Source organism: Lysinibacillus sphaericus (assembly GCF_006864135.1).
Classification (GTDB): Bacteria; Bacillota; Bacilli; order Bacillales_A; family Planococcaceae; genus Lysinibacillus.
The window spans coordinates 183980-207024 of the sequence record NZ_SADV01000009.1; the positions used below are offsets into that span (position 1 = coordinate 183980).

Genomic DNA, 23045 nt, shown 5'->3' on the forward strand with positions numbered 1-23045 from the left:
TAGTTCAACTCCCATCTCCATTTAATCTTATTCTACAAAACAATTATTTATTGTGCAATTTATATTTTTCAGACAACTAAAATATTTCTGCAATAGCCATCATTTTTCTGCGTTCGTTTCTGTATTTTCGTTTTGTTCGACACTGTCCATAGAAGCTACTACTTCTTCAGCCATTACATCCGCTGCTTCTCCAACAGATTCCTCGACAGCTTTCACTTTTTCACCAAATACAGAACGCTCTAATAGTTCTGCAACATCGAATGTACCGATTGAATCCTCAACCTCTTTTGCCTTTGTTCCATCCTCAAGCATTGTTAAGCAGTAAGGACATCCAGAAGAGATAACAGATGCATCAGTTGCTAAAGCTTGTTCTGTTCGTGCTACATTAATACGGTTGCCGACATGCTCTTCCATCCACATTAAACCGCCACCTGCGCCGCAGCACATTGCCGTTTCACGATTACGCTCCATTTCCACAAGCTTAACGCCCGGGATGCCACGTAATATCTCGCGTGGTGCATCATATACATCGTTATAACGGCCTAAATAACAAGAATCGTGGAAAACAATCGTTTCATGAACTTCGTAATTTAACGCAAGACGATTTTCTTCAATCAATTGATTCAATAGTTCAGTATGGTGATAGACCTCGCCCTTCCAGCCAAAGTCTTGGTATTCATTTTTAAAGATATTGTAAGCGTGCGGGTCAATCGTAACGATTTTCTTCACGTCGTTTTTCTCAAATTCATCAATATTTGCTGTTGCCAGCTCTTGGAATAAAAATTCATTTCCTAAACGACGAGGAGTGTCCCCTGAGTTTTTCTCTTTATTTCCTAAAATTGCAAACTTCACACCCGCCTCGTTTAATAAACGACAGAAGGCTAATGCAATTTTTTGCGAGCGGTTATCAAATGCCCCCATGGAACCTACCCAGAATAAATATTCCATTTCCTCGCCTGATTTTTTCAGCTCTTTCACTGTTGGAATATGAATTGTTGGATCGAGATTACGCCAATTTTCTTTTTCTTTACGATTTAAGCCCCAAGGATTGCCTTGACGCTCGATATTTGTCATCGCGCGTTGCGCATCAGGGTTCACTTTTCCTTCAGTCATCGTTAAGTAACGGCGTAAATCAATAATTTTATCGACATGCTCGTTCATAACAGGACATTGATCTTCACAGTTACGGCAAGTTGTACATGCCCAAATCTCAGATTCTGTAATAACATCGCCAATTAAAGAAGGGCTGTAGATATCTTCAATGACTGCCCCCTCAGCACCAGCTGCCATCGCTAGCTGATTCCCCTTTGTATTAGCAAAGAATTGATAAGGAACCCATGGCTTTTGCTTTGTTACAACAGCACCTGTAAATGTTAAATGATCACGAAGCTTCACGATTAAATCCATTGGAGATAGCATTTTCCCTGTTCCTGATGCTGGACACATATTTGTACAGCGTCCGCACTCTACACAGGAATATAAATCTAACATTTGTTTTTGTGTAAAATCTTGAATACGTCCAACACCAATTGCCGGAATATCCTCCTCATCTTCAGCATTTTCTAATGCCTCAAAGTCGATCGGTGTTAAAGTACCTGTACGATCTAAACGATTCATGTACACATTAATCGGGCTTACAATCAAGTGGAAGTGCTTCGATTGTGGTACATACACTAAGAATGTCAAAAGAATTAATAAGTGTGCCCACCACATTACATAGAAAACAACAGTCGCTGCTGCTGCTGGTAAGAAACTAAAAATAGCAGCAATGCCAGAAGCAACTGGCTCTGTATAAGTTAGTCCTTCACCATGCCAAATTATTCCCATACCATTTGCAAGTAATGTGGATACCATTAACCCACCAATGAAAATTAAGACAAGACCATTTTTCCAGCCTCGTTTTAGACGTACTAGCTTTTCTACATAGCGTCGGTAAAATGCCCACACAACCGCCACTAAAATCATTAATACCACAAGCTCTTGGAAAAATGTAAACACACTGTAGAAAACACCGAGCGGTAAATGTGATCCAGGTACTAACCCCTTCCAAATTAAATCAATGGCACCTAGCTGCACCATCAAAAATCCATAGAAGAACATGACATGAATTAAACCACTCTTTGGATCTTTTAATAGCTTGTTTTGGCCAAGTACATTGACCATAAGATAACGAATTCGTTCTTTAACACTTTCATCAAATTCAATCTTTTTCCCCAATTGTACAAACTTATAGCGTGTTTTTAACAGATAGAAGAACAATCCTACTGCATAAAGCACAACCACGACTGTTAGAACAATGTTTGCAATTACTAATGGACTCATGGTTGGTCCCCCCCTTTAGTTTGTCGAACTTTCTCTCTTTGTGATAAATTTGCTAGCTCATACGTAAATGTACGCCATTCCATCATTATATCCCTATTCTAATAAATGAGTGAGCATTCAGTCAACATAAAACAGAAATATTTCTGATAATTTTATATTCTTACATTTTACTAGAAAAAATACCACCCTAAATTTTTAATGAGAATATAGATAATCAAAAAGCCGATTTGCATCATGTTTTTGATGACAAATCGACTTTTTTTAGTGCGCTAGATTTCAAAGTAGTTATTTTATTTCAACGTGATGCCTTTAGCCTTTCGTTTCTCTGCTCGTGGTCTCATATCACCCTTAGTTGATAAAAACTGAAATTATTCAGATAAAAGTTAAAATTGTTCCGATAAAATGAGATTTTGTTCCGATAAATCTTCAAAGTACTAATCGAAAAATGAATGCATCTCAATAACCACAACTTTAGGTAATTATTTTTTAAAAACATTGCCGCTTCGAATATATTCAACATCCGCGACATTTAATCTAAAATTAACAACCCTTGCAGCTGCAAATAAATAGTCAGATAGACGGTTTAAATATTTTTGTACAATTGTCGGTACATCTTCAATTTCCTTCATAAGCGTTACCATTTGACGCTCTGCTCGACGTGCTACTGTGCGAGCAATGTGTAAGGTTGCAGCTGCTGGTGCACCACCTGGTAAAATAAAACGCTGTAACGGCGGTGCTTCATCTGATAATGCATCAATACGCGTTTCCAACACATCGATTGGCTGCTCTGTTAGCTTATAATGACGTTCCTTCATGACGTTAGCAAGATCGCCACCCGCATCGAAAAGCTCATGTTGAATTGTTTCTAAATCAATTAAAATATCCTTAAATAATTCACGATCTAGTTCACTGACAGCCTTACCAATAAAAGAATTTAATTCATCAATGGCCCCATATGTTTCAACGCGTAAGCTATCCTTATCAACGCGTCCACCGATAAGACTTGTTTTCCCTGTATCGCCTGTTTTCGTGTAAAGCTTCATTTCTCTCATCTCCTAAAGTTATTTTATAATTTCGCCTTGACGTAATTGCCGCTGTCGCACAGATAAACAATGCGTTCGGAGGCATTATCTTCATTCAGCAGGAGTATCTGTTGAATGAAGATAATTTTTTATTGCCTGTACAGTTGTTTCAAAAACACCTTTACCGATAATCTTACCTACATCAGTAATGGGACCTCCATACAGCATTTCTCCCCCTTTTTGTGTAGCTGCAATTAATAAACTATCCGTAGCAGTACCTGTCGCAATTGTACCACTAAGTTCATCGCGAATATTTTCCGATTGCAATGCCTTTGTTTTCGCCTCGGTAGCCGTCATCATTGCTTGGAAAAACGCTTCTTCTGATAAACAACCATTAACAATAACCCATGTATTTATAGTACCAATATGTGGTTCATCTTGTCTGTCATGTGTACGAGACACATCAACTGCATTGCCAACTCCGGCCGTAACAGCAACAAGGACACTACCAAAGGAAGCTTTAAATTCATTTATAGCTACAAGATTTGTTGGGACAGCTGTTAACATGACGACGGTACTTGTAGATGAGAAATGATCTTTTAGTAAAAATCCAGCGACCTCTTTCTTAACATCACTAATGACATAATCTATTGGTACAGAGCGATTTAACAGACAATCATACCAACCAATACCCGGATTATGGACAGCTGAGGACACTGTTTTTAACGGAAACTCTGATTGAAGCTTAATATAACGATCTGTAACAGTGAAATTTTCTTTTGTAATGACAGCACGCTGCTGCTGTTCAACTGAGGCTGGCATCATGGTAATTTGAGGCTTTGGAATTTCTGGATGTGCGTAAGTTACAACTCGGGCCTGATAGACGTCTTCGATTTGCGAAGCGATTAATACTTCATGCGGCGCCCCCAATGCTCGCATCCGACCTTCCTCCATTAGCAATAATTCATCACAATAGAGGGAGGCTAAATTCATATCATGCAGTACCATAATAACGGTCAAACCACTTTCAATTGCTTCCTTTCGCACCATATCTAAAATTTGACGTTGATGAGCAATATCTAGATGGTTCGTTGGCTCATCTAGCAGCAATATTTCAGCTGTTTGTGCAAGAGCTTGGGCTACAAAAACTCTTTGCTGCTCACCGCCCGACAAAAATTCCATCGGTGTCTGTTCATAGCGTTTCACACCAGTTTGCATCATGGCATGTTGGACTGCTTGTTCATCGCGATCAGTCCAGCTTGAAAAGAAGCCTGTTTGATGTGGATAACGCCCAAGTGATACTGCCTCCCGTACACTATTTGAAAAAGCATTAGCATGTAATTGTGGTAGCACCGCCATTTTTTTTGCTAATGCACGAGCATTGTAAGAGCTGCTACTTTTACCATCTACTAATACAATGCCTGCACTTGCTGGTAGAATACCACTTATTACTTTTAACAGTGTGGATTTCCCGCTACCATTCGGCCCTAAGATCCCTAGTATTTTGCCTTTTTCAACTGAAAAACTTATATCCTGGACGATAGGTACGTCTTCATAGCCACCGGAAAGATGTTCAACAACAATCATGCCCGTACCCCCTTGCTTCTACGTTGCTTGTAAAAAATATAGGAAAAAACGGGTGCCCCAATAAATGCAGTAATGACACCAATCGGTAGCTCTCTTGGCATAATAATTGTTCGCGCTATTAAATCACAAATAATTAGCAAAGTTGCCCCATTTAAAAATGACAATGGCAATAAGTGTCGGTGATCAGAACCCCAAACCATTCTCGTCATATGAGGAACGACTAAACCAACAAAGCCAATCGTTCCAGAAACAGCTACCGCAGCTCCTGTCAACATTGATCCACCCACTAAAATAATATATTTACTGCGCTTAACATGAACACCTAAATGCTTCGCGCGTTCTTCACCATATAGCAGAACATTTAACTCGCGTCTTTGTGTCCAAAGCATAATGGTGCCAATTATGACAAACGGGATAATCATCTGAACATAAGGCCAACCACGCATCGATACTGAGCCAAGCAGCCATCCGATAACTTGGCGAAGCTCTTCACCAGATAATGCAATCATTAAAGAAATCAAGGAACCTAAAAATGAACTAAATATAACCCCCGTTAAAATAAGAGTTTCCATTTTTAACGAGCGGTCTACTATTCTAGCAAAGCCCATAACAGCTACCATCGTTAATATGGCACCTATCATACTAAAGGTCGGCAATGTAAAATGACCTACTACAGGTATTGATATACTAAAAAAAATCGTCATAACTGCGCCAACTGATGCACCAGAGGAAACACCTAACGTATAAGGGTCAGCCAAAGGGTTTTTTAATAAGCCTTGAAAAGCTGCCCCTGCAATTGCAAGTGACGCCCCTACAAGCCCTGCAAGCAAAACTCGAGGTAATCGAATTTTCCATAAAATATTGGCGGCTGTTTCATCAGCCGCCTTATTCCACAATACTTCTAGCGGAATATGAACCGAGCCTATCGCCACACCACACCAGATGCTAATGATTAGAAGCGTAATTGCTGTTACATAGGCTACAATTTTTTTATTCATTTAAACGCCTCAGGGTAGACAGCCTTCGCTAATTCCTCAAGACCATCTGCTAAACGAGGACCTTGACGACTTGTTATATTTTCATCCACTTGTACTATGGCTTTATTTTTCACGGCAGAGATTGTCTCAAAGCCTGCACGTTGTGGAATTTTCGTTAAAATATCAGGTACGTAATTATATGCCACAACAATGACATCTGGATTTTTTGCGATAATTTGTTCAGCATCAATTTTATACCAGCTATTTGAATCTGCTGCCACATTCTCGGCATGAATCATTTCTAGCATTTCATTCATAAATGTACCTTTACCAGCTGTATAAATTTCTGGCTCATCAGACGACTCTACAAAGACTTTTTTCGCCTCAACACCGTCAAGTTTTGTTTCAACTTCTTTAACTTTTGCCTTCATATTTGCAACAATTTTTTTAGCCTCTTCTAGTTTTCCTGTTGCACGACCAAGCTGTTCAATTGTTGTGTAAGTTTCATTAAAGTTTTTTGCATCCGCTACTACAAATACTTTTACACCTGCCGCCTCAAGCTGTTCAATAGCTCCTTTTGAATAACCCATACCCGACGCATGCGCAAAAACGATATCTGGCGTTAAAGCAATAATTTTTTCAATATTATAATCCATACCGCCAACCTTTTCTTTTTTAGTAACCTCTGGTGGATAATCGTCATTATCTGTCACACCAACTATTTCATTATTTAAGCCAAGGCCAAATAAAATTTCTGTGTTACTCGGAATGAGTGAGACAATTTTTTCAGGAGGTGCCTTTAGCGTAATATCCTTGCCAGTAGCATCCGTTATCGTCATTGGGAATGTTGCTTGTTCTACTTTTGTTGTCTCTTGTTGCTCAGAAGATGACGGCTTTTCATTTGTCGCCTCTTTTGTATTACATGCAGCAAGTAAGCCTATAGCTAAAAATGCTGATAACCCTATTTTCCAAATTTTCTTCATGTGAATCCTCCTTAGTCTATTTGTGCGTAGTTTTTATTGTTTTTTTGATTTATCGATACGTTTTAGTTTTTGATCGCTTAACATTTTGGATTTATCGCCCATGTTGTCAAATTTATCGACATTCATCTTCCAAAACAAATACCCCTCATCATAAAATAATGAGGGGGTCAAATTTGCACAAAAATACATATACAAAATCCACCATCCTATCCTCGTAGGCTACAACGTGTTTTCTATAAAGGCAGGTCTCCTGGCTCGTGCTCCATACGCTTTTTCAAGCCTTCCCGAAATTTTCAGTGGCGCAGATTGAAAAAACTCACACATACAGTGGCGGGACCGCATCGGAATTACACCGATTTCCCTTTTCACTTTACTTAAGTAAAGAACCTTTATAATATTCAGTTGATTTTATTATACATGAAAATAAAAGAAGTCGCCTCCATTCGAGACGACTCCTAAACAATCAATTATACCTTGGCATAATTGCGTCCGGGATCGGCTTTGTGCTTAGGCCTGCGTGATGCAGGTCAGTTAGCCGTTATCGCATGGATGCGATGATTTTAGGCTAACATCCTATGTGAACTTCTTTCCGATTCCGTGACATTCGCCAGAGGCTTTGGGCCAACGTGATGTTGGTCACTCAGTAGTCGCCACAGGACGTGGCGTTCTTAGACTGAGTTCCTCTATTTCAGCAGGTGTTTGGACACCTGCCGAAATAAGTTAGACTATATCTGAAAAATACTGTACCGTTTTCATTGGTGCACCCATTTCTCGTAATGCCCATGTGTGCTCTAAATAAATATCTGCTAGCTTCTCATATTTGCCGCCGAATCTTTGTGCCCATTCGACAGCTACAACACTTTCATATAAATGTGCCATTTTCTCTGCAACCCTTTTTGCCTCAAACGTTTTCGTTGCATCGTCTAAACAGCTAAATGTTTGCAAAGTTGCATCTAGTTTTGCTAATTGCTCCGCTACAATTTCGACTAATGGACTGTCAGTTAGTTTTTCTAGACGTTCTTCCATGACACGAACAAACATTTCGTGCGCATGAAACTTATCAACTAAGCGAATGAGCTCTAAAGCTAAAATATTCGCAGTCCCTTCCCACACAGTAAGTACCTGTGCATCTCTTAATAACCGAGGTGTAACAAAATCTTCAATATAGCCGTTTCCGCCATGTAATTCAATGGCTTCACTAGCATAATGTACAGCTTGCTCTGCCGTTTCTTTTTTCATGATCGCAATATACAAGCGGTTTAAAATAATGTCTTCTTTATTCCCTCGCCCACTAGTTACTTTATCGTACAGCTGAATAAGATCAAAAACTGTGGCAACTTCTACATGAAGCTTGGCAGCGAATTTCCCTAGTGTATCCTGAATCATAGGATATTGCGTTAAAGGCTTACCAAACGCATAACGATTTGTCACATAATGCTTCGCCTCTAAATATCCACGGCGCATAATACCGATAGAAGCAACCGCATTGCAAATTCTTGATAAATTAAGTGCCTCCAGCATATAATAAATTCCTTTATTTGGATCACCTACGACATAAGCTAGCGCACCATCAAATTCCACCTCACCAGAAGGTACTGCTCTAACGCCAAGTTTATCCTTTAAACGCCGAATGCGGAGATTATTAACTGTGCCATCCTCATTTCGCCACGGAACTGCAAATAAAGTTAAGCCCTTTGAGCCTGCCTGAGCCCCTTCCATGCGTGCCAATACCATGGTTACTCCACACATTCCTGCGTTAGATGCAAAATATTTCTCCCCATATAAACGATACTGATTGCCGTCCTGTCTTGCCTTCACAACATTCGCTCCAACATCAGAGCCACCTTGACGCTCCGTTAAAAACGTAGCCCCTTCATATAGCTCTGTCTCTCCTGTTGCACAAACATGTGGTAAAAAGCGCGCTTTCACCTCATCACTCGCATAATGATCAAGGAGATAAGCCGTTGCCATCGTTAAAGTAACAGGACAGTAAAAGCCTGGCTCAGCATGTGATAGTAAATAGCCTTGAGCAAAGCTATAGACATAGTTACCCTTTCTACCTAATTGCGGAATATCCTTATGCACATAGCCAACAATGCCGGTATTGTACGTCTCTTCAATTGTTCTTTTATAGCCATCATTGACCCAAACCTCTGACACTTCTTCACCATAAGCATTATACCTTTGTAATCGAGGTTCACCCTCTCTATCCGTATGCTTGGCTCTCACATCAATATCTCCAGCACAAAGCTCACCAAAATCTGTTAGCTCACGTTTTGCATAGTCCACAAACTCTTTATCTAGCATCATTTCTAAAACTTTATGAAGTGTATCATTCTCTTTAAAAAAGTTTGTTGTTTTCATTTCTTCCTGCTGTAAAACCTTCATGTTATCTCACCTCTTGTCCCTTCAAAGTTTGTTTTAGTATTTTGCCTGATGCATTTCGTGGTAGCGCTTCCACACGTTCAAAGATGCGTGGAATTTTATATTTCGCAAGATGCTCTTTCAAATAAGCTTTAAGTCCATCCTCGTCAGTTTCCGTTTTAGCGGCATAAACGGCCTTCACCGTTTCTCCCCACTCCGGATGTGGCACACCGATTACAGCAACTTCAAATATTCCCTCATAGCTCAACATACGATCTTCAATTTCTTTCGGATAAATATTCACACCGCCTGAAAAAATAACATCCCGACAATCCAAATATAGCCGTCCTCATCTATGCGAGCTAGGTCACCTGTTTTCAGCCAGCCATCTATAAATGCAGCTTTTGTAGCAACATCATCCTTGTAATAACCCAGCATATTACCCTCACCGAATATCACGATTTCTCCTACATCACCAACACTGACATCTTCTCCATTGTCGTTAATAATCCGTAGCTCCGCCCCAAGTGGTGCGCGCCGACCAACGCTCCCCGCCTTCGTTGCATGCTCTTCACCAAACAATAATGAACCATTTGGACCAGCCTCTGTTAATCCATAGACACAGGTTACATTATTCGTTCGGAAAGCTTTTTGGATAAAGCGAATTTCATTTTGCGATAACGGCGCTCCACCATAAACCCACCATTTCATCGATGATATATCAGCCGTTTGCAATCTTGGCATTTGGGCAGTTAACAAATAAGCGACAGGTGCGCCGAAGAAATGCGTTGTCTGTTCCTGCTCGATTGAATCTATTAATAAATCAGCTGTAAATGTTGGCGTTAGTATATTTGTCGAGCCTACAAGTACTCCTGCCATTAAAAATAAATGTAATGGAGCTGAATGCGTCAATGGCATCATAAGAAGAATCCGACTTTCTGGCTTTACTTCCATTTCTATTGCAATCATTTGCGCTACAGTTAAAATATTGCGATAGCTAAACAACACGCCCTTTGGTTTTCCCGTTGTACCCGAAGTATATAAAATCGTTGAAACATCATCTTCATTCAATTGGCAATCAATTGTTTGACTGCTTGCATGTTGAATAAGTGTTTCATAGTTTAGCCAACCAGCCTTTTCTTGACCTGTTTTGATTTTCAAAGGGACTACCTTGATGTTTTCGACTGCTGCAAAAATTGCCTCATGCACGAGAATAGCTTTAGCATCAGCATGCTGCGCTACATACTCGACCTCTTGCAGCGTAAATTTTGCATTTACCGGAACGACAATGGCTCCAATGCGCTGAATAGCAAAATAGCTAACAACAAACTCTACAACATTTGGCATAAAAACAATAACTTTGTCACCTTGCCAGACCCCCTGCTCTAACAAAGCATGACTAAGACGTGTCACTTGCTCATCTAAATTACGATAAGTCACACGTCTGCCCTGACAAACAACAGCTTCACTCATAGGGTATTTTCGCGCATTACGTGCTAACAAATTCGAACTATTCATCGTCCATCTCTCCCTTTAAAGTCGCTAATTTTTCTGTAAATATGCCTTGTAATTGCAGTAATTCACTCTTCATTTGTGCAAGCTCTGCTATTTTGCTATCAATCTCTTGAATTTTTTGCTCCCCATATTCGACCGTGCGTTCCAACTGCTGAATGCCCGTGCGATCAAAATCAAACAGCAACACCATCTCCTTAATCTCCTCAAGTGAAAAACCGTACCGCTTCCCCCGGAAAATAAGCTTAAGCTTCGCTAATTCTTTTTTTGAAAAGGTTCGCTGATTAGTAGATGATCGATTAGGATTAAGCAGCCCTAGTTCCTCATAATAACGAATAGTCCGTGTAGAAACATTAAACTCCTTAGCCACTTCTTGAATCGTCTTCAACACCATCCCCCCTTTCCGTTTCCCATCAGTATATCATTGACGCTAACGTAAATCGCAACAAGATTTCCGAATTTTACAGAAAATAATCGCTTTAAGTAGCTGAATTAATTTATTGGTTGCTGTTAGTCAGTTTGGCTGGTCTATCCGTCGCTTTGGTGGGGCTTTCCGTCGCTTTGACTGTTTCTTCCGTCGATTCTGCAGGGTGTTTGATTTCGCCGCTAAATGATGAGTTGCGCCGCTAACTAAGGAAGGAACGCCGCTAAATCCTGATATTCCGCCGCTAACCATGCAAGGAACGCCGCTAAATCCTAATATTCCGCCGCTAACCATGCGAGGAACGCCGCTAAATCCTAATATTTCGCCGCTAAGAGCTTCGGATTTTATCCGTCGATTCAACACCTCTAGCTATCAAATCTATTTCAACACAAAAAACCCCCGGCACATTGTCGTGCCAGGGGCTAGAAAGATTATTATTACATTTTTTCCGGTGCAGATACGCCGATTAAGCGTAATGCGTTGGCAATTGTTGTACGTACAGCAGTAATAAGGGCTAAACGAGCTTCTGTTAGCTCTTTATTTGAAGCATCTAACACTTTTTCAGCGTTATAGAAGCTGTGGAAAGTAGCTGCTGTTTCTTGAATGTAGTTGGCGATACGGTGTGGTGTACGGTGCTTCGCAGCATCTGCTACCACTTTCGGGAAGTCGCCCACTTTTTTCAGTAAATCAATTTCTTTTTCTGCAGTTAACAGCGTTAAATGATCTGTTGTTGCAGCAAAGCCTTGCTCATTCGCTGAGCGTAAAATGGAAGAAATACGTGCATGCGCATATTGTGCATAATACACTGGATTTTCATTTGATTGAGATACAGCAAGATCAAGGTCAAAGTCCATGTGAGAATCGCCCGCAGTTTTCACGAAGAAATAACGAACTGCATCTAAGCCAACCTCTTCTACAAGCTCACGCATTGTAACAGCGTTTCCTGTACGTTTAGACATTTTGAACTTCTCACCGTTTTTATAAAGTTGAACCATTTGGATGATTTCTACTTCAAGTGTATCACGGTCGTAGCCAAGCGCCTGAATAGCAGCCTTCATACGTGGGATATAGCCGTGGTGGTCAGCTCCCCAAATATTAATTAATTTATCGAAGCCACGTACAATTTTGTCCTCATGGTAGGCGATATCTGGAGTCAGGTATGTGAAAGAACCATCGTTTTTAATTAACACGCGATCTTTATCGTCACCAAATGTTGTTGAACGGAACCAAGTAGCACCGTCTTCTTCAAATACATGACCATTTGCTTTCAGTTTATCTAACGCTACTTCGATTTTACCGTTTTCATATAGTGAAGTTTCTGAGTACCACACATTAAAGTTTACACGGAAGTTAGCAAGGTCTGTTTTTAACTTGTCTAATTCTAACGCTAAACCATGTTGACGGAAGAATGCAAAACGTTCTTCATCAGATTTTGCTAAAATTGCATCGCCATGCTCGCTTGTTAGTTTACCAGCGATTTCAATAATATCTTGACCGTGGTAGCCGTCCTCCGGCATCTCAGCATCCATTCCTAAAGCTTGCTTATAACGCGCTTCTAGTGAATACGCTAAATTATTAATTTGGTTACCCGCATCATTAATGTAGTACTCACGAGATACTTCGTAACCTGCCATATCAAGCACGTTACATAATGAATCCCCTACAGAAGCTCCACGTGCATGACCCAAATGTAGATCACCTGTTGGATTCGCAGATACGAATTCAATTTGAATTTTTTCTCCTGCGCCAGCATTAGAACGACCATAATCAGCACCTTGCTCAAGTACTGCTTTTACTACACCTGATAAGAAATCTTTACGCACAGTAATATTCATGAAGCCAGGACCAGCAATATCGATTTTCTCGATATCCGTGCCTGCCGTGTCAAGATTATCCAAAATAGCTTCTGCAATTGCACGAGGTGGTTTTTTTGCTAATTTCGTTAATTGCATAGCAATATTTGTTGCATAATCTCCGTTTGCTTTATCCTTTGGTGTTTCAAGGTGAATATTTAATTGTGTGCCAGCCTCGACTAAGCCAGCTTTTTCAACAGCCTGTGCAATCGCTGCTTTAATGGCTTGTTGTACTTGTTCTACTGCGTTCATCATTGTACCTCCGTAAATGTAATGTCTAATGTATAATTGCCAACGGATTGCCCACCCATTAGTAAATCGTACTGTACATGGAAATCTCCGCTTACTGCCTGCTTTGTAAATGTCATTTCTTTCGTGTCAATGACGAGTGGCATTGAACCGAAATCACTCTCATAATGACCCATTTGTTGTTCAATTATGTTAAGTGGTAATCGCATTTTTACTGCTCCATTACGCATAATTAATGCCTGTTCATTGCCTAGCTTCATAGTTGTGCGGATGGTTTTATCCTCCTGCACCTCTTCATATTTCAAATATATGCTTCCTGCTTTTTCAAGTAGCTGCCCTGTCAGCCACATTTCATAACTTTCAGACTCCCCATCAATCGGATGAATCTTAGAAATGAGCTTAATGTTCACCTGCGATCTTGCTTCGTTCGCCATTATGGACGCTCCCTTTTATTGTTTTTACTATAACCTTTTTATTATAGGATGAATCCTCATATTTTTTCAAGGTAGAAGTAAGTATTCTATCCGATGTGGCAGTAATTTATTAAAATTCATTTACTATTTTATCATTGACACAAATCCCCCGGAAATCTACAGTCATATTATATAGTAGGAATTTTCATTTTTTACTAAAATGAGGGTTGCTGTATGTTAACACTTGAACAAATTCTGCTGCTAAACGAAGGATTTCCTCTTATATATTTGAAACGCCTATTATTCAATTTGACTTAAGGAGACTAGCCAAAAAGGCATCCACTCAAATGAATGAGTAGATGCCTTTTGATATGTCGTGTTTAAACGTAACTCTCAGGATTTTTCAATTTCATAACATCCTTTTTAGGAAATAAAGCTCTCCAGAAATAAATTGCGAGACCAATTAACACTAGACAATGAAAGATATAAATAGAAACAGCAAGAACATTCGGCTCACCTTCGGTCAAGAATCCAATAAAATCATGAATCGCGTGCCAGACAATCGGGAAAATAATACTTTTTGTCTTTGCAACAATTTCTGCACAAACTAACCCAAAGAGGAATGCAAAAGCTACTTGTAGTAATGTCAATAAAAAATCCTGACCGGCACCTAAATGTGCAAGATGTCCAATTCCAAACAAAATAGAGGAGCCTATAATAGCCGTTTTAAGCCCTTTCGCTGATAAATATTTAAAAATTAGGCCACGGAAAATAAACTCTTCACAAAGACCAACGGCAATAACAAATAGAAGCAAAATAAATACGTATTGCGCAGAAAAACCATCTTGATCTGTAATACCATTAAAAAATGCAACCAGCTCAAAAATAACGATAACAACCATCCAAGCCTCTGCTTTAAATCTTCTAAACCCGAAATCTTTGAAAGAGAATTTACTTTTTCTCATGATCCAAAGAGTAACTAGAACACCACTTGCAGTGAAGATAAATTGAATTAAAAATATAGAACTTATGCTACTTATATTTTTGACAGCTATAATTACACCGGCTATGGTAGGAAAAACAAGTGCAAGTAAAGTAAATAATATCGATAAAAAAATAGGTGAATTTTTCATTTTCATTTATTTTCTCCATTCAATAATTTTAGTTTTACACCTTCAAAAACATCTTTTAAAATACCCTCAATTTCCGAGCTATCTAAATCGCAAGTATTCGTCGCACACATTGTTGCTATCCCATGCGTAGTTAACCATATATCGATGAATAAAGATTTAGCAGAGGTTTCAGTTAATCCCGTTAATTTAGAAATTAGCGCTATAATTCCTTGGTTTTCTACGTCATTTATTAAATCCGAAAAGCTTGAGATTTTATATTTATTGGATAGGAATAATAGCTCAAATAACTTTTTTTCCTCGCGAGCAAAGTTAATATAAGCTAACCCCATTCCAAAAAAAGAACTTTCTTGCAAACCCTTAAACATTCTTTCATTATAAAGATTGCTGGCTCTTTCATATATTGCATACTTTAAATCGTCCATGCTCGTGAATAATCGAAAGATGGGCTTTGTCGAACAACCTAACTCTTTTGCTACGTCCCTTGCATTCACACTATCAATGCCACTCTTCCTAGCCATTTCAAAAGCACAATCCATTAAAACTTCCTCTGTAAATCGCTCTTTTGGTGCCAAAAAATTCGCCTCCTCCAATAGGTAACATCCGTTACCTATAATGTAACAATATTTTCCTGGCTATGTCAATAAGATATGTGATATTAATCAAAAAAATTCCAAAGAAATGAAAAAAGAAAAAGCTCACTTTGTAAATGAGCTTTGTTCTCCCAAGAAGTCCTTGAACTCCTAATATTAATTGATACCTGAATTGATTATGTTAGACAAACTTTAAAAACAGGTGAAGCTAAAAGTGACCTCATAATGCCTCCCCGCTTTCAGCCCCACATTAACCTGTATTTACGACTGACATATTGCTTTCGGTAACTTTACTGACAATTTAAATCCTCCGAAATGACCTCGTTATTGCTTTCTTGTTTAATTTGATCGATTCTATTTTTCCCCCATTCATACATCATCTCAACGATTGGTAATAACGTCATCCCTAGTTCTGTCATGGAATATTCGACTTTCGGAGGGACTTCTGGAAACACTTCTCGGTGAACAATTCCATCTTCCATCAGTTCACGTAATTGATTTGATTATATCTTATGTGATATTTTCGGAAAAAGTCTTTGAAGCTCACTGAAACGATGTGGTCCTTCGACGCCTAAATGCCATAGAATAACGACCTTCCATTTACCACTAATGATTGATAATGTAAGTTCTTTTTCACAATGGTAATCGTTATTTAATATTCTCTCTTTTATCTCTTCTCTTAATTTATCTGACATAGAGCTAACTCCCTTTTCGTATAAGTAACTTTTAGTAACCTCCGCACTAAAAAGTGCACTCTTCACAATGTATAAAACCGTAGTAAAATGAGGATAGTCTTAAAGACAAATCTTAATCTATTTTTTCGTCTAAATAAAATTATCTCAACCGAAGGAGCAAAAAAACATGCAAACAATCGCAGGAAAAGTAGCGTTAATTACAGGAGCTGGGCGTGGAATCGGACGTGCAACAGCAGTAGCTTTTGCGCAAGAAGGTATTCACGTAGGTCTTGTTGGACGTACTCTTGAAAATTTACAACAAGTTGCAGAGGAACTTAAGCAGTATGATGTGAAGGTTGCAATCGCTGTGGCAAATGTGGCGGATTTATACTCTATTACTACAGCCGTTGAATCTATTCGCGGAGAACTTGGCGCCATCGACATTTTAGTAAACAATGCCGGAATTTCAAAATTCGGTAACTTCATGGACTTAACACCTGAAGAATGGACAAATATTATCGATGTCAATGTAAAAGGTGTGTACTACACAACACGTGCTGTATTACCGGAGATGTTAGAGCGCAACACAGGCGACATCATTAATATCTCATCAACAGCTGGTCAAAAAGGTGCACCAATTACAAGCGCATACTCAGCTTCAAAAGCTGCGGTTATCGGACTAAGTGAGTCATTAATGCTTGAAGTACGTAAGAAAAACATTCGCGTTACAACATTAACGCCAAGTACAGTTGCTACGGATATGGCGGTTGAGCTTAACTTAACAGACGGCAATCCGGAAAAAGTGATGCAAGCAGAAGATTTAGCAGATTTAATGGTTGCTCAGCTAAAACTTCATCCACGTGTTGTATTAAAGCATGCTGGACTTTGGTCAACGAACCCTTAATAGAACTATTCGAAATATCAAGGCGCTATCTTTGGATGGCGTCTTCTTTTTTATATTGAAAAGGATAAGAAAAACGGGGCTAGCATATCGCTAACCCCGTTCCAATCGCTTTATTTCGAAGAACCTTCTTATTTGATCCAGCCCAAAATCATTTCTCTTAGCAATTTAGAAGCTGTATTTGCTGTCATTTCAGATGAGTCGTAAATTGGTGCTACTTCAACTAGGTCAAAGCCCACAACATTGACGTTACTTGCTGCAATCGCATGGATTGACGCTAGTAATTCTTTTGATGTAATGCCTCCGCAATCTACTGTTCCTGTACCAGGTGCATGTGCGGGGTCAAGTACATCTATATCAATTGTTACGTAAACATTACGTCCTGCTAAAGACGGCAATACTTCTTTTAATGGTTCTAGCACTTCAAATTTTGAAATGTGCATGCCATTCTCCTTTGCCCATTCAAACTCTTCCTTCATACCTGAACGGATACCAAATGAATAGACATTTTTTGGTCCGATATGTTCAGCAATTTTACGAATCGGCGTTGAGTGAGAAAGAGGCTCCCCTTCATATTCCACACGTAAGTCTGTATGTGCATCGAAGTGGATAATTGCTAGATCATCATATTTTGCAGATACAGCTTTCATAACAGGCCACGATACTAAATGTTCGCCACCCATACCTACAGGAATCTTGCCGTCTGCTAAAAGCTTCTCGATATACTTTTCAATTTCATCTAATGAGCGCTGTGCATTACCGAATGGTAACGGTATATCACCCGCATCAAAATATTTCACTTCATCTAGCTCACGGTCTAAATATGGACTATATTCTTCAAGCCCAATAGATACTTCACGGATACGCTGTGGACCAAAACGTGAACCTGGACGATAACTAACTGTCCAGTCCATTGGCATACCATAAATGACCGCCTGAGCATCCTCATATGTAGGATGACTTTTTATAAAAACGTTTCCTGAATAAGCTTCATCAAATCTCATTACTCAACCTCCACTATATAAAAAATTATTACATTCATTTTTACCACTAGAGTTGATATCCTTTCTGGGGCGTTTCTGGAGCTTCCATCTTCATCACTCCAATCACCTTATTGACATGACATCTTTGTCATTCAAATCCTTCAATAGGATGAACCTTTTATCATTACTCTATTAAGGACTTACAGGAATGTAATGAAACCTCTATCCTTGTATCCTCGTATACATTATTGGAACGTCTAGCAAAATTCGATTAAAATCTACAATGTGTGTTTTTTTGTCGAACACTAGCATTTCAAACAGTACAAAAAAAGTATAGATGTTTTTGAATAAAGTGCAATAGTTTTTACCAATAATTTCGATTAAATATGAATGTTCAGACACATACTATACGCAAGTGTGAGAAAACGAGGTGAAGTCGGATGCAGAGAAAAAGCTATCAACGTAAACAAAAGCGTGTAAAGCGTACGCGTAAAGTACTTACCCTCTTTATCGCCTTTACATCTGCAATTGTAGTAGCATTTATAGCTTTACGCGTCTATGTTCAAGTGGCTGGTGCCCCACCTTTAACCGTACCTAAAGCCTCTATTTTCTTAGATGAAAATGAGAACCAAATTGGAGATCACTTTACGAATGAACGACGTTATTGGGTTGGGCGTGATGAGATGTCCCCCTATTTAGCAAAAGCAGTAGTCGCTGTTGAGGATAAAGATTATTATAAGCACAGCGGTTTTGATTTTTCTCGTATCGCTGGTGCAGTATTAGTTGATCTTAAGGCTGGAGGTAAGGTTCAAGGAGCAAGTACAATTACGCAACAATATGCTCGAAATCTATATCTTTCACATGAAAAATCATGGACACGAAAATTAAATGAAGCACTGTATGCTTATAGATTAGAAGTTTTTTATGATAAGGATGAAATATTGGAAGGCTACTTAAATACTGTTTACTACGGACATGGTATGTACGGCGTAGAAGCAGCTAGTCGATTTTATTTCGGAAAATCAGCAAAAGATTTAACATTAGCAGAAGCTGCAATGTTAACAGGAATTCCAAAAGGTCCAAGTATTTACTCTCCTATTGTCAATCTAGATAAAGCAACTAATCGCCAACACGTTATTTTAAAACTGATGGCCGATCAAGGTGCTATTACGCAAGATGAAAAAACACGTGCAGAAAGTGAAAAGCTTGTCTTAAAGAATGATAGTTGGGTTGCAGCAAAATCTGTAGCACCATTTTTCCTTGATGTAGCATGGCAAGAGGCTAGTGAAATTTTGAAATCGAAAAATCTCGACATTAGTGAAGGTGGCTGGACTATCCAAACAACTCTTAATCTAGAACATCAAAAGGCGGCAGAGGGAGCTGTTGCCAAACATATGCCTAATGACGATCTTCAAACTGCTTTTGTTAGTATGAAATCCAAAACAGGCGCCGTTACAGCATTAGTTGGTGGTCGTGACTATGCTACAAGTTCATTTAACCGAGTTACACAGGCAAAACGTCAGCCAGGCTCAACCATTAAACCTATTTTATATGCGGCAGCTTTAGAGAATGGTTATACACCTTTAACCTATTTAAATGTAGGTGAGACAACTTTCACTTATGATCATGGACGTGCCACATATGCACCCAAAAATGTTAATGGCAAATTTGCAAACCATGATATGTCAATGGCCCAGGCTATCGCTATTTCAGATAATATTTACGCTGTGAAAACTTTAGAGGAAATTGGATTTAAAGCATTTCATAATATGGCTGATCGCTTCAACGTGAATATCGGTACTAAGGACAATTTATCCATCGCGCTTGGAACGACTGAAACAACATTATATGAAATGACGAATGCTTATAATATTTTAGCATCGCAAGGTAAAAAAACTACGCCTACTACTATTGTTTCTATTAAAAATGCGAATGGCGATATCATCTATGAAAATAAAGAAGCTGATAAAGAAGATGAAACTGTTCTATCAAAAGAAAATACGTATATCTTAACAGAAATGATGACGGGTATTTTCGATCCAGTCTTTAGTGATTATTCTCCAGCTACAGGGATTGGCATTCGCTCTCGCATGACGCATACGTATGCAGCCAAATCTGGCTCTACAAATAGCGATCAATGGTTAATTGGATTTACACCTAGCTTAACTGCTGGCGTGTGGAACGGCTATGACCAAGGAAAAAATCTAACAGAAAGAGAAGATACTGCATCTACAAAGCAAATTTGGATCGACTTTATGGAGGCTGTCAATAAAGGAACAAAGAACGAAGATTTTGCAAAGCCTAAAGACGTTAAAGGTGCGGTCATCGATATTGAATCAGGTAAGTTAGCAACAGATGCCTGCCCTAAACAACGTCTCGTTTATATGGATGCGAAAGATGTACCAACTGAAAAATGTTCAAACTTCGATATTCTCGATACGAATACGTGGGGAAAATTCTGGAATATGCTTCCATTTTCCATCTTTAAAGATTAACATGCGGAACCTTTATCAGAGATAGACGTTTTAATTAACGAAGGCTCTCGACAAAGTACAGACATATACGAAAAAGAAAAGCTTTCTCTTCCCCGGAGCCGTGTCCGTGGGAACAGAAAGCTTTTCTTATTTATGGTTCGCGAAGTAGATGAGCATCATGGGGCATTTGGCTTGGGTTTGGGTTGTTCAAATGCCGCATAGCGCTCATCACATTCGCAGAACCAAGCGTCCTAGCTTACTAAAATGTAAGCTCTGCATCAAGTTTACTTTGTTTCAAATCCACTTTCAACCTTATATCGAAAGCGATTGCAAAATGTCACATATTGTTCAATCATTGTAGGTCTATTAAACAAATAAATCTTGACGCAATTGCTCCTCACTACGTGCCCACAAGTCCGGATTAAGCTCTTCTAGGAAAGAAGCTAACACCTTTTTAGATGGTGCGTCCATATGTTCAACAATAATATGACGCTTCATAGATTTATCCATTTTATTCACATGATCAGCTAAAATTTTATAGCCTCGACGTTTTTCGCGATTGACTACCATTTCACATGCAGTTACACCTGCATAGTAAGGTCCATCCGCTTTATGGTCTATCGTCACCCAAACCAACCAATACGATTTCCCACCTTCTGAATCAGCACGATCTGTCGTAAATTTAATACCTCGTTCCACATCACTGCGAGCATGCATAGCACCAATTTCAACTGATGCCGTCCCCTCTTCTATATCGATAATGACTGGCGATACGTTTTCAAGCGAAAGCGAACCGATACCAAATCCCTTATGTCCGTCTGTTGGGTCATTTTTAATAATAGTAAAGCCCATTTTTTGTTTTGCTTTTTCTTCATTTGCCATACTTTAACTACCTCCGTTCTGCTATTATAAAAGTAAAGCATAGTTAAGCGCATTAGCACCGTAATGAACACGACACTGGCATTGCGCATATGCCTAGATACAAGTAAGAAGTTTATACTTTCTTATAAACACTATACAACATTATTCAATAAAGGAGGCAATATTATGCCATACGTAACAGTGAAAATGCTTGAAGGTCGTACAGAAGAACAAAAACGCGCACTAGTAAAAGAAGTAACAGAAGCCGTTTCTCGTACAGTTAATGCGCCACCAGAAAATGTAACAGTCTTCATCGAAGAAATGTCTAAAAACCATTACGGTGTTGCAGGCGTGCGCTTTAGCGATAAATAAAGAGTAAAACGGGTAGAGCATATAAAGCTCTACCCATTTTTAACGTATTGTAGCCTTATAGTGCCTTGCACGTTTGGAAAGCTGTAATAGCTTCGTTTTTCGGTTTTAGCGGCGGAACTTGGCCTTTTAGCGGCGGAATTTCACCTTTTACCGGCGATTCTCCGGTTTTTGCGGCTTAACTCGACCTTCAATCGGTTACTCGTAATTTCAATACTAGGATGTGATCTATGAAATGAATAAATTTAAATTATCACTACTCATTTGTATGCTCATCGTTGGCCTCTTACTTATTTTTATTAATCCCATTCAAAATGCAATTATCGCTCATTTGAGTAAACAACTAAATACAACTGATTACAGTGTAGACGATATTGAAAAAAACAAAAACGCAGATGCCAATTTTGAATTTGAAGCAGTGCAATCTTTATCCATTGCAGAAGTTTTAAAAGCTCAAACAACCGCAAAAAAAATGCCTGTCATTGGTAGTATCGCTGTTCCTAGTGTTGGTATGAAACTTCCTATCGTCAAAGGAGTTGGTAATGCCTCTCTTGCCGTTGGAGCAGGCACTATGAAGCCTAATCAAAAACTCGGACAAGGAAACTACGCATTAGCAGGTCATTACTTTGAGGAAAAAGATATTTTATTTGGCCCTTTATACAAGGCGAACATCGGAGATACGATTTATTTAACGGATTTAACGAATATTTATGAGTACAAAATAACGATCAAGGAAATTATCGCTGCTACAGATGTTTATGTTATTAATGACATCCCCGATAAAACTATTTTAACCCTCGTGACATGCGCTGATAGAGGCACGAAACGACTTGCTGTACAAGCAGATTTTGTCGAGCAATATCCATTCGACCAAGCACCTGCAAAACTACCAGAAACTTTTTAGTATGATGATTTGTCAAATTAAGTGCAACAATTGCTCATTAAAAGCCTCGTTTGCAGTCTTCCAACCAAGACATTTTCTTGGTCGGTTGTTGATATAGTTTAATGATTCTGTTAGTTCTTCTGGTGATACTTCTTCAAAATTTGTTTTCTTAGGGAAGAACTCGCGAAGTAATCCATTCCCATTTTCATTACTTCCGCGCTGCCAAGAAGAATAGGCATCCGCAAAATAAACATCAATTTTCAAGTTATTTTCTAACACTTTATAGCAGCTAAATTCTTTACCTCGGTCTGTTGTGGCTGTTTTTATAGCGCCTTTGGGTAATTTAGTATGAAGTAGACGTACTGCTCTTTCCATTGATTGAGCTGAGCGATCCGGTATCAAAAAGCCAACATACCACCGTGTCATTCGCTCAATAAATGTTGCTACACAACCTTTTGCTTTCCCACGTCC

18 protein-coding genes, 2 pseudogenes and 1 riboswitch are annotated in these 23045 nt (G+C 39.0%); of the genes and pseudogenes, 4 read left to right on the plus strand and 16 right to left on the minus strand.

Annotated features, from left to right (window positions below; genetic code table 11):
* Positions 1 to 99 precede the first annotated feature (99 nt).
* The 13 genes and pseudogenes from C7Y47_RS13270 to C7Y47_RS13330 form a co-directional block, all read right to left on the minus strand.
* Positions 100 to 2322 carry a heterodisulfide reductase-related iron-sulfur binding cluster gene (locus C7Y47_RS13270; RefSeq protein ID WP_142509210.1) on the minus strand — a complete coding sequence of 741 codons (2223 nt, stop codon included), beginning with the start codon at positions 2320 to 2322 and terminating at the stop codon, positions 100 to 102.
* 479 nt (positions 2323 to 2801) lie between these two features.
* Positions 2802 to 3365 (minus strand): cob(I)yrinic acid a,c-diamide adenosyltransferase, encoded by a 564-nt coding sequence (locus C7Y47_RS13275; protein ID WP_142509211.1) that lies wholly within the window; start codon positions 3363 to 3365, stop codon positions 2802 to 2804.
* Between the two features lie 90 nt (positions 3366 to 3455).
* The gene (locus tag C7Y47_RS13280; RefSeq protein ID WP_142509212.1) at positions 3456 to 4931 is read right to left on the minus strand and encodes an adenosylcobinamide amidohydrolase; all 1476 of its coding nucleotides are present in this window, start codon (positions 4929 to 4931) and stop codon (positions 3456 to 3458) included.
* Positions 4928 to 5929, minus strand: a complete 1002-nt coding sequence (locus C7Y47_RS13285; protein WP_142509213.1) for a FecCD family ABC transporter permease — start codon at positions 5927 to 5929, stop codon at positions 4928 to 4930. Before C7Y47_RS13285 ends, C7Y47_RS13280 begins: the two co-directional genes overlap by 4 nt.
* A complete protein-coding gene (locus C7Y47_RS13290) occupies positions 5926 to 6891 on the minus strand; it encodes an ABC transporter substrate-binding protein (RefSeq protein WP_142509214.1) in 966 nt (321 codons plus the stop codon). Before C7Y47_RS13290 ends, C7Y47_RS13285 begins: the two co-directional genes overlap by 4 nt.
* Before the next feature lie 223 nt (positions 6892 to 7114).
* Positions 7115 to 7297: riboswitch (cobalamin riboswitch) on the minus strand.
* Between the two features lie 314 nt (positions 7298 to 7611).
* Positions 7612 to 9279: an acyl-CoA dehydrogenase family protein gene (locus C7Y47_RS13295; RefSeq protein WP_142509215.1), complete on the minus strand. Its 1668-nt coding sequence runs from the start codon at positions 9277 to 9279 to the stop codon at positions 7612 to 7614.
* Between the two features lies 1 nt (position 9280).
* Positions 9281 to 10773: pseudogene (locus C7Y47_RS13300) on the minus strand (class I adenylate-forming enzyme family protein).
* Positions 10766 to 11155 (minus strand): MerR family transcriptional regulator, encoded by a 390-nt coding sequence (locus C7Y47_RS13305; protein ID WP_255505168.1) that lies wholly within the window; start codon positions 11153 to 11155, stop codon positions 10766 to 10768. The pseudogene C7Y47_RS13300 and the gene C7Y47_RS13305 overlap by 8 nt, the downstream one beginning before the upstream one ends.
* 473 nt (positions 11156 to 11628) lie before the next feature.
* Positions 11629 to 13296: an arginine--tRNA ligase gene (argS, locus tag C7Y47_RS13310; RefSeq protein WP_142509233.1), complete on the minus strand. Its 1668-nt coding sequence runs from the start codon at positions 13294 to 13296 to the stop codon at positions 11629 to 11631.
* Positions 13296 to 13727 (minus strand): DUF1934 domain-containing protein, encoded by a 432-nt coding sequence (locus C7Y47_RS13315; protein WP_142509217.1) that lies wholly within the window; start codon positions 13725 to 13727, stop codon positions 13296 to 13298. Before C7Y47_RS13315 ends, argS begins: the two co-directional genes overlap by 1 nt.
* Before the next feature lie 359 nt (positions 13728 to 14086).
* Positions 14087 to 14845, minus strand: coding sequence for a CPBP family intramembrane glutamic endopeptidase (locus C7Y47_RS13320; RefSeq protein WP_142509218.1), 759 nt, complete (start codon positions 14843 to 14845; stop codon positions 14087 to 14089).
* Positions 14842 to 15411, minus strand: a complete 570-nt coding sequence (locus C7Y47_RS13325; RefSeq protein WP_142509219.1) for a TetR/AcrR family transcriptional regulator — start codon at positions 15409 to 15411, stop codon at positions 14842 to 14844. Before C7Y47_RS13325 ends, C7Y47_RS13320 begins: the two co-directional genes overlap by 4 nt.
* A gap of 308 nt (positions 15412 to 15719) precedes the next feature.
* Positions 15720 to 16124, minus strand: a pseudogene (locus C7Y47_RS13330) (winged helix-turn-helix transcriptional regulator).
* Positions 16125 to 16290: 166 nt separating this feature from the next.
* Here C7Y47_RS13330 and C7Y47_RS13335 point away from each other — a divergent pair.
* A complete protein-coding gene (locus tag C7Y47_RS13335; protein ID WP_142509220.1) occupies positions 16291 to 17007 on the plus strand; it encodes a 3-ketoacyl-ACP reductase in 717 nt (238 codons plus the stop codon).
* A gap of 128 nt (positions 17008 to 17135) precedes the next feature.
* Here C7Y47_RS13335 and speB read toward each other — a convergent pair whose 3' ends face one another.
* Entirely contained in the window at positions 17136 to 18008 is an 873-nt protein-coding gene (gene speB, locus C7Y47_RS13340) for an agmatinase (RefSeq protein ID WP_142509221.1), read from the minus strand.
* Between the two features lie 419 nt (positions 18009 to 18427).
* Between speB and C7Y47_RS13345 the strand changes: the two genes are divergently transcribed.
* A complete protein-coding gene (locus tag C7Y47_RS13345) occupies positions 18428 to 20482 on the plus strand; it encodes a transglycosylase domain-containing protein (protein ID WP_142509222.1) in 2055 nt (684 codons plus the stop codon).
* 345 nt (positions 20483 to 20827) lie between these two features.
* Here C7Y47_RS13345 and C7Y47_RS13350 read toward each other — a convergent pair whose 3' ends face one another.
* Entirely contained in the window at positions 20828 to 21343 is a 516-nt protein-coding gene (locus C7Y47_RS13350) for a YwhD family protein (protein ID WP_142509223.1), read from the minus strand.
* 165 nt (positions 21344 to 21508) lie between these two features.
* Between C7Y47_RS13350 and C7Y47_RS13355 the strand changes: the two genes are divergently transcribed.
* Positions 21509 to 21694 carry a 2-hydroxymuconate tautomerase gene (locus tag C7Y47_RS13355; protein WP_053484500.1) on the plus strand — a complete coding sequence of 62 codons (186 nt, stop codon included), beginning with the start codon at positions 21509 to 21511 and terminating at the stop codon, positions 21692 to 21694.
* Between the two features lie 232 nt (positions 21695 to 21926).
* On the plus strand, positions 21927 to 22595 hold the full coding sequence (locus C7Y47_RS13360) for a class A sortase (protein WP_142509224.1): 669 nt from the start codon (positions 21927 to 21929) through the stop codon (positions 22593 to 22595).
* Positions 22596 to 22607: 12 nt separating this feature from the next.
* Here C7Y47_RS13360 and C7Y47_RS13365 read toward each other — a convergent pair.
* Positions 22608 to 23045 (minus strand): IS30 family transposase (locus C7Y47_RS13365; protein WP_142509085.1); only part of this gene is annotated, 438 nt, incomplete at its 5' end.

What these genes read in the sequence shown, in the direction of transcription:
- C7Y47_RS13335 (WP_142509220.1), top strand. Translation starts at nt 16,291, where the DNA reads ATGCAAACAATCGCAGGAAAAGTAGCGTTAATTACAGGAGCTGGGCGT.
- C7Y47_RS13295 (WP_142509215.1), bottom strand. Translation starts at nt 9,279, where the DNA reads ATGAAGGTTTTACAGCAGGAAGAAATGAAAACAACAAACTTTTTTAAA.
- C7Y47_RS13345 (WP_142509222.1), top strand. Translation starts at nt 18,428, where the DNA reads ATGCAGAGAAAAAGCTATCAACGTAAACAAAAGCGTGTAAAGCGTACG.
- C7Y47_RS13275 (WP_142509211.1), bottom strand. Translation starts at nt 3,365, where the DNA reads ATGAAGCTTTACACGAAAACAGGCGATACAGGGAAAACAAGTCTTATC.
- argS (WP_142509233.1), bottom strand. Translation starts at nt 13,296, where the DNA reads ATGAACGCAGTAGAACAAGTACAACAAGCCATTAAAGCAGCGATTGCA.
- C7Y47_RS13290 (WP_142509214.1), bottom strand. Translation starts at nt 6,891, where the DNA reads ATGAAGAAAATTTGGAAAATAGGGTTATCAGCATTTTTAGCTATAGGC.
- C7Y47_RS13350 (WP_142509223.1), bottom strand. Translation starts at nt 21,343, where the DNA reads ATGGCAAATGAAGAAAAAGCAAAACAAAAAATGGGCTTTACTATTATT.
- C7Y47_RS13355 (WP_053484500.1), top strand. Translation starts at nt 21,509, where the DNA reads ATGCCATACGTAACAGTGAAAATGCTTGAAGGTCGTACAGAAGAACAA.
- C7Y47_RS13280 (WP_142509212.1), bottom strand. Translation starts at nt 4,931, where the DNA reads ATGATTGTTGTTGAACATCTTTCCGGTGGCTATGAAGACGTACCTATC.
- C7Y47_RS13285 (WP_142509213.1), bottom strand. Translation starts at nt 5,929, where the DNA reads ATGAATAAAAAAATTGTAGCCTATGTAACAGCAATTACGCTTCTAATC.
- C7Y47_RS13270 (WP_142509210.1), bottom strand. Translation starts at nt 2,322, where the DNA reads ATGAGTCCATTAGTAATTGCAAACATTGTTCTAACAGTCGTGGTTGTG.
- C7Y47_RS13320 (WP_142509218.1), bottom strand. Translation starts at nt 14,845, where the DNA reads ATGAAAATGAAAAATTCACCTATTTTTTTATCGATATTATTTACTTTA.
- C7Y47_RS13315 (WP_142509217.1), bottom strand. Translation starts at nt 13,727, where the DNA reads ATGGCGAACGAAGCAAGATCGCAGGTGAACATTAAGCTCATTTCTAAG.
- C7Y47_RS13360 (WP_142509224.1), top strand. Translation starts at nt 21,927, where the DNA reads ATGAATAAATTTAAATTATCACTACTCATTTGTATGCTCATCGTTGGC.
- speB (WP_142509221.1), bottom strand. Translation starts at nt 18,008, where the DNA reads ATGAGATTTGATGAAGCTTATTCAGGAAACGTTTTTATAAAAAGTCAT.